The organism is Kurthia sp. Dielmo, from assembly GCF_000307285.2.
In the GTDB taxonomy this organism is placed as follows: Bacteria; Bacillota; Bacilli; order Bacillales_A; family Planococcaceae; genus Kurthia; species Kurthia populi.
The window spans coordinates 345,278-351,971 of sequence record NZ_HE578960.1 but is presented as its reverse complement, the minus strand read 5'-3'; the positions used below and the strand labels follow the sequence as shown (position 1 = coordinate 351,971).

Here is a 6,694-nt window from a genome sequence, read left to right as displayed (position 1 = left end):
ATAACAATTAAGGAGAAAAATAAATGAATGTAATAAATCTAATATATAATTCTATTGAAGAAATAGGTGTGGGGTTGTCGGAAAATGCTTCTCGATTGAACATCGATCAGTTAGTAGATTTAGGATTGATCAGAATAGTTGAAGAAAAATCTATATTAAATAAATTTTATCAAGACATAAATGAAAAAATTTCGGAATATTTCAAAATCGCTTCTGAAAAGACTTGTGATATCCAATCTCAAATCTTTCTATTACCACTCGTAAAAAATTCATTTTATCTAGACAAAATGAATGGCATCTTAGCCCATACTGATGGTGATTCGAATATCTATATTTATTTGGATATTGAAAATAAAGTAAATTCAAAATATATCAAAAGTATATGTATCCATGAATACCAGCATATACTTAGAAATTTTATAGGAAAACCAAAAAACTCTAAGACATTACTTGATGTTTTAATTGATGAGGGATGTTCAGAAGCTTTTGTTGAAAGCATTCTTGGGGGGAGATTTGTAGGAAACTGGGCCACAAATTTAACTCCTGATGAATTAAAGACTTATTTAGCCTTGTATGAAGATAAATTGGACATTACAGATGTATATGAAATACAAAAAATTATGTATGGTAATCAATTGGATATTCCTCTCTGGTTAGGTTACTCATTAGGATATGCTATCGTTAAAAGTTATATGGAAAATCAATCATATAAGGACTTGGACTTCACAGATTTAATTAAATTAGATCCATACGAAGTTTATTATAAATCATTATTCTATGAGGGGTGCTTATAATGAAAAAGAGCAAAATTGTATATCTTTGGAAAAAATACCCTGACTATAAAAGATTACAGCTTTCCTCAATTTATACAGGGTTAGGCTCATGGATTAGTTTTATTGGCATGCTAGTATTATTAAATCAGATTACTTCAAATGGTTTCCAATTAGGTCTTTTATGGGCGATTAGTGGATTAGCACCTATTCTATTCAGTATGTTTACGGGTGTTTTTGTAGATAAAGTTAATTTAAGGAAATTAATTTATCGAATGGATTTCTTAAATACCTTTCTATTATTAATATATATATTAATTCCTTACATGGAGATTCGATTAGCATGGATACTATTTTTTGTTACTAGATTTTTAATTGGTATAGCCAATTCATTTGCATCTGTTGCATCTCAAAAAGCCGTAAGAAATATTGTTATAGAAGATGACTTAATTTTGGCCAACTCTTTAAGCTATACAATAACAAGTATAATAAGGCTAATAGGAGCTTCTATAGGAGGAGTAATTGTTTCATTTTTAGAATTGGAAATGGTATGGATTGTTGCAGCTATACTATATGGAATTTCTGCTATTAATATATTTTTATGCAAATGGAAACAAATCTCTAGTGTCAAATCAGATAAGAACTTCAAAGATGAATTTTTAATAGGGCTTAATATGGTACAAAAAAATAGACTAGTTGGGTTAGTCTTATTCTCTGCAGTAACTCTAGGAATTATTATAGGAACTTTTAACTTGATATTACAGGAATATGTAACAGAAATTTATGAAATGAATAAATATGGAATAAGTATTTTATATTGTACAGAAGGGTTAGTGGCGATAATCGTAGGTTATATTGTTGCTGAAAAAAAATTATTATTTAAAAATAAAAGGAGATACAGTCTATTCTATGCAATGGTTGGATTAGGCTGGGTTCTTTTTAGTTTTACAGACAACGTATATCAAGGAATGTTGTCTTTATTCATTTTTTCAATCGGCACAACTATTCTAGCCCCCTATGAAAGATACATCATGCAAACACAAGTACCATATGAAGTTCAGGGAAGAGTATTTGGTTTGTGGAGTACAGTTACTACTATTTCAATTCAACTTGGGGCATTATTTACAGGGATTATTATAGAAACATTAGGAGTAACATTTGTTCCTTTACTTAGTGGGTTATGTCAAATTTTGATGGCTATAGTATTCTGTTTTTTACTCAACCATTCATCCGTAAAAGTAATTAGCCAACCTAATATTTCCAAAGAATCTCATTGATTTTTTGTATCTGTTAATAATTAAACTTTTCAGCTTAAGTTGCGATAAAATAACTTCGGTATGGATAGGCAACACTTATTTAAACAGAAATTATAATATTTAGAGGGCGATTTCTAATCCGCTCAATTAAGAAGCGCTTTATATGGAGCAATGTGCATGATAGCCTTTCTTGGCTAATGCAGCCTAATATAGCTGGATTTCTGTCATAAAAAGTCATGCACAGAGAGGCTCCATGTCAAGCTGATTCTGTGCTCCATAAGCCTTGGAGCACCCCTCATAAAAGTTGTCTAAAAGTGTTGCCATACCAACAATTCAAATAGACAAATAAATTAATATGAAGCTCTTTACGTGAATAGCGTAAAGGGCTTTTTTAAACTTCAAGTTGCACAATTAAAAAAAACAAATATATTTTAATAGGATAAAGGAATGACCAAATGTGGCTTTATAGAAAAAAGTTGGTCATTTTTTATTAAGTACAGTGAGAGATGGATATGTTAAATGAAAAGGAATTAGAAGTAATTGAGTATATGGATTATCAAGTGATGAACAATGGAATTGGAGGATGGCTGGGTAATCGAGGGTATGAAAAATTAAATGAACTTATTCAAATCTTAAATAAAAGAAATTCAGAGTTAGATCAAAAAGTGATTTCAATATTTACTAATGCTACTATTTCTGCGTTAGGATATTATCAATTTAATGATTCGTTAAGATTTCCTGAAATTAAAGAAACACTTGAACAGCATAAAAGTAATTTCCAGCAATGTGGAGAGCAATACCAACAAATTGCCGAGAGCTTTATGAATAGTTATGGGTTAGTGGATTATGGAACAAAATTCATGAAAAAAATTAGAGGTTAATATTTTTCAAAACGGTGTGTCAATAACGCCTCTAAATTCTCCGATAATATCGGGATAAAATTCCCCATTATAGAGTTAAGTAGTTAAATGATTAGCTGGGAATATCCCAGCTTTTTCTTTTCTTTCATACGGTAAGATTCACCTTTAATATTGAATGTTACTGAATGATGTAATAGGCGATCTAGGATCGCTGTAGCTAAAATATCATCTCCAAAAACGTGGCCCCATTCAATGTAAGACTTGTTAGAGGTTAGAATCATTGAACCTTTTTCATAACGTTTTGAAACAATCTGAAAAAAGGTATTAGCTGCTAGCTCGTCAAATGGGAAATAACCAATTTCGTCAATAATTAAAACATCTGGCTTGCTTAATCTTTTAATCAAATAATGCAGTGTATTTCTGCTATCAGAGATTTTACACTGGGCCATAAAATCATCTGCTGTTATAAAACGTACGGAATATCCTTTTGTTAATGCTTCAACTCCGAAGCCGATGGCTAGATGCGTTTTACCGACACCAGGAGGTCCTAATAATATGCAGTTTTCTCCATTCCCAATATATCGACATGTTAAGATCTCTTTAACACGTTGTTCACTAATACTAGGTTGTAATGAAAAATCAAAATCAGCTAAGTTTTTCACATAAGGAAACTTTGCTTGAGAAACTCGTTTGGCTAGTAATTGTGATTCTTTGTACGTCCACTCAGCTTCTATCACCTGATTTAAGAATTCGAAATATGATATATTATTAGATGAAGCACTTTCAACGAAACCATCTAATTGATGGGCTGTATTTTCCAAACCAAGCGCCTTTAGGCGCTCTTCAAGAAGCGTTTTCATACTTGATCACCTTCTTCGAATAAGGCATATATAGCTAATGAACGTTGTTCTACATCTGGTGCTTGTGAAAGAGTAGAATCTACAGATTTTGGGGTCGCCAAACCATTTGAATCTGTTGTTTTCTGCTCTTTTTTGTTCCAGGTAATCCCGCATAATGCGATGTTTGTTGAACCATTTGATGTTTCTTTTTACTTAAAGAGTGTGTGGCGATACATTCAATTCCATCATAGATTTGCAGCTTTTCATCTTCTATTCGTAGTTTTACAGTTTGACCTACATAGCGATAAGGAACTGAATATTGATTTCCTTCAAATGAAATTAAACAATCTTTACTAACTTCGCGTTGTTGCCAGCTACTCAAAGAATATAGTGGTTTATGATTCCAAGGTTTTAAAAAAGCTTGTTCCTGAATAAATCTTTCATGTGGCGTTTGTTGTGTTGTCTGATTTTTCTTTGTGTGAACAATATCATTCAGCCATTTATGCAATGATTCATTTAATGCAGTCAGATCGTTAGGTAATTTTCGTGTTAAGAAATTATTTCTTAAGTAATCAATTGCTCGCTCGACTTTTCCTTTTGTTTGGGCTCGATAAGGCTTACAAGCCTTTGCAGTGACATCGTAATAATTTAAAAAGTCTTCGAATCGTTTATTGAAACGTATTTGCTGAATACTATGCTTTGTAACGACTGTGCGCATATTATCGTAAAGAATTTGTTGCGGAACACCATTAAAATAACTGAAGGCGTTTAGATGACATTTAATAAGCGTGTCTTGTTTCATATCTGTCGTAAATTCGATATAACGCTTTCGAGAATAACTGAGAATCATAATAAATGCGTAAAGCTGAATTTCTTCTCCATCAATGATGCATGTTCCTGCGTTTTCAGCCCAGTCAACTTGTGCTTGTTCTCCTGGCTTTGTTTCATATCGCACAGTTGCTTGCTTCTTAGGTGCTGCCCGATAGGGCTGGACAAACTCTCTTAGTATTGTACTTTTACCTTCATATCCTAGCTTTTGTATTTCTTCTAATAGTACTGCGCAGTTAATAGTACCTTCTTTAATTCTTGCTAATATATAAGATTTATAAGGATCTAGTTTGCTGCCACGGCTTTTTCGCTTTGTAGCTTGTGGTAACTTTTCTTGATTTAAATATTTTCGAATCGTTTTTCTATCATAACCTGTTTCTTCTGCGATGGCCGTTAAGGTCCATCCTTTCTGTTTCAGTTCTTTAATCATAAAAATATCCTCCAATACTACCGTCATCTCCACACTTCCAATCTATATTGTCTAATATAGATTATCCGTTATTAGTGGGGAATTTTTAAACGGTATTATCGAGGATTTTAACAGCGATTATGACACGGTGCATCGTTCTTATAACTAACCAAACTTTATTTTAAACAACATTAGAGAGAAGAGAAGGTGAATTAGAGTGAATAAAAAGATGGGAATTTTTTGTACAGGTCTAGTTGTAGTAGCGGGGGCGCTATTTATTTTGAAAGATGATGAATCCGGTAATAAAATGAATGAAAATGCAAAAAAAGAATTGGTTATGAATCATGACGTTAAAGATGAATCCACAAAGTCATTTAAACTTGCTGACGAAAAAGGTGTTTTGTATATTTCAACAGATGCAGACATGACGAAATTTAGTAATGATGGGAAAGGCTATGCAGCGTTTTTTGATAAGGACGGTTCAATTACAGGTTATCAAACAACCGGCTTGGAAGATGGGCGTGTTGTCGCTGGTTCGGAAAAAGTCATAGTGCAAGATGCTACGGATGTGCATTTTATTAATGGCGATACGAAAAGTGATGTAAATGTGGAACAGCGAAAAGAAAATAATTACGGTATCTATTCAGGTTATATAGAGAAAACAAATACTTATTTCAGCATTACGAATACACATGATGATGTTGAATCCCTTCCGTTGACGGTTATCTTTGGGGAAGGTAAAAGGATGCCGGAGGACCAGTTGCCTAAAAATATAAGCGTAGAAACAGCAGGTGTTGTAGACGACAAGGTTCTTTTGGTCGCGCATAACAAGAAAACAAAGCAATATGAGTTGCTGCAACTGACATTTAAAAATGATAAAGCGGTAACTAAGAAAGTGACGGACTTATCACTGAATGAGGATTCGCTTTATTTAAGTTACTCAGACATTATAGAGGACGAACAATCATATCATTTTGTAATGAGCGAAATGCCTAAAGATACTTCCGATTTCTTTTGGTCGGATACTGTGCTATTTAGTGTAAACAAGAAAACGAATGAATTAACTGCGGAAGTAATTACTGAACAGCCCGATGAAGATTCAGACGTACAAGCTACACCTTATAATTTGAATCACAGTCTCTATCATAGAGAAGGCGCACTTTACTATTTTGATGGACGGGGTGTCGTTTACGAGCGCAAAAAGGGCGCAAGTAAATTCAAAAAGAAATTCGCAATCAAAAACCCACTTTTAACGCATGATTTAGATGGCGATGAATGGTCTAATGAGCAGCAATACTTCGACGGAGATTCTTTATTTGTTCTGCGCTATGTAAAAGATGGTACGGTTGAATATAATTTAGAAAGATATAGTCTTTTAACATGAGAGTTGGAAGATACTACGATTTTAGATGGTCTTGAAAAGTTAATGAACTTGAGTGAAAACGATGATATGCGTATATATGAATTGAAAATTTTTAAAAAATAATAAAAAGCCCATGTATTTTGATGTTGTATCAAGATGTGTGGGTTTTATCGTTCTAATGATAACTTTTCCATAAAAAATTATTCAAAAGGGTTAATAAATCATAAGATTATCGTTATAATAAAACAAAATCTATTTAATAATAGTTAGCAGAGTTATTAAGTAGGGATTTAATGGTTTTCGTAAAAGATTTAAAGACGGTAAAGTAGAAATATTTATCACCGCTTCCTAGCAACGATACCAATAGGA

At 32.7% G+C, this 6,694-nt stretch carries 5 protein-coding genes and 1 pseudogene; 4 read left to right on the top strand and 2 right to left on the bottom strand.

Annotation, left to right across the window (positions count from 1 at the left end; translation table 11 throughout):
- The first annotated feature begins 23 nt into the window (after positions 1–23).
- From KTHG_RS15335 to KTHG_RS15325, 3 genes are all read left to right on the top strand, one after another.
- A complete protein-coding gene (locus tag KTHG_RS15335; RefSeq protein ID WP_139994824.1) occupies positions 24–794 on the top strand; it encodes a DUF2268 domain-containing putative Zn-dependent protease in 771 nt (256 codons plus the stop codon).
- Positions 794–2,047 (top strand): MFS transporter, encoded by a 1,254-nt coding sequence (locus tag KTHG_RS15330; RefSeq protein ID WP_139994822.1) that lies wholly within the window; start codon positions 794–796, stop codon positions 2,045–2,047. The genes KTHG_RS15335 and KTHG_RS15330 overlap by 1 nt, the downstream gene beginning before the upstream one ends.
- Positions 2,048–2,538: 491 nt before the next feature.
- Positions 2,539–2,907: a hypothetical protein gene (locus KTHG_RS15325; protein WP_139994820.1), complete on the top strand. Its 369-nt coding sequence runs from the start codon at positions 2,539–2,541 to the stop codon at positions 2,905–2,907.
- 83 nt (positions 2,908–2,990) lie between these two features.
- Here the strand turns inward: KTHG_RS15325 and istB are convergent, their stop codons facing one another.
- Positions 2,991–3,746 carry an IS21-like element helper ATPase IstB gene (istB, locus tag KTHG_RS15320; RefSeq protein ID WP_139994818.1) on the bottom strand — a complete coding sequence of 252 codons (756 nt, stop codon included), beginning with the start codon at positions 3,744–3,746 and terminating at the stop codon, positions 2,991–2,993.
- Positions 3,743–5,010: pseudogene (gene istA, locus KTHG_RS15315) on the bottom strand (IS21 family transposase). The gene istB and the pseudogene istA overlap by 4 nt, the downstream one beginning before the upstream one ends.
- Positions 5,011–5,179: 169 nt before the next feature.
- On the opposite strand from istA, the gene KTHG_RS21440 reads away from it, so the two are divergent.
- A complete protein-coding gene (locus tag KTHG_RS21440) occupies positions 5,180–6,346 on the top strand; it encodes a hypothetical protein (protein ID WP_186439654.1) in 1,167 nt (388 codons plus the stop codon).
- Positions 6,347–6,694 lie beyond the last annotated feature (348 nt).

What these genes read in the sequence shown, in the direction of transcription:
- istB (WP_139994818.1), bottom strand. Translation starts at nt 3,746, where the DNA reads ATGAAAACGCTTCTTGAAGAGCGCCTAAAGGCGCTTGGTTTGGAAAAT.
- KTHG_RS15330 (WP_139994822.1), top strand. Translation starts at nt 794, where the DNA reads ATGAAAAAGAGCAAAATTGTATATCTTTGGAAAAAATACCCTGACTAT.
- KTHG_RS15335 (WP_139994824.1), top strand. Translation starts at nt 24, where the DNA reads ATGAATGTAATAAATCTAATATATAATTCTATTGAAGAAATAGGTGTG.
- KTHG_RS15325 (WP_139994820.1), top strand. Translation starts at nt 2,539, where the DNA reads ATGTTAAATGAAAAGGAATTAGAAGTAATTGAGTATATGGATTATCAA.